This is a genomic window from Paenibacillus sp. 598K, assembly GCF_003851045.1.
Lineage (GTDB): Bacteria > Bacillota > Bacilli > Paenibacillales > Paenibacillaceae > Paenibacillus_D.
Map to the genome: position 1 here is coordinate 2,404 of NZ_BFBX01000210.1, position 439 is coordinate 2,842.

Here is a 439-nt window from a genome sequence, read left to right on the forward strand (position 1 = left end):
CGCGATGATGGCGCTGACCGGCATCGTCGTCCCGTGGGCGGGCCATCGGCTCGGCAGACGGGGGGCGCGCGAATTCGTCGCTGCGCGGGCCCGTCTCTACGAGGAGACGTCCGATCTGCTGTCCGGGATGGAGCCACTCACCCTGTACGGCCGGAGCGGCTGGCAGACCGAGCGGATCGACGCGGTGCAGGCGGAGCTCGATCGTCACCAGCGCAGCCAGCACCGGATCGCTGCCGTCACTGGCGGTCTCATGAATGGTCTGGCGCATCTGACGACCTGGCTGGTCCTCGCCATGGCTATCCCGCTGACAGCGTCGGGTGCGCTGCCAGGCTATATGATCCCGGCGCTGATGCTGGCCGCCTTTGCCTGCTTCGAGGCGATCCTGCCGCTGCCGCAGGCATTCCAGCAGTACGGCCAGACGATGGCCGCCGGCGAGCGG

Annotated in this window: 1 protein-coding gene; it reads left to right on the plus strand. The window is 69.2% G+C overall.

Annotation, left to right across the window (positions count from 1 at the left end; all coding sequences use genetic code 11):
* Positions 1–439 (plus strand): hypothetical protein (locus PA598K_RS36875; protein WP_376739116.1); only part of this gene is annotated, 439 nt, incomplete at both ends.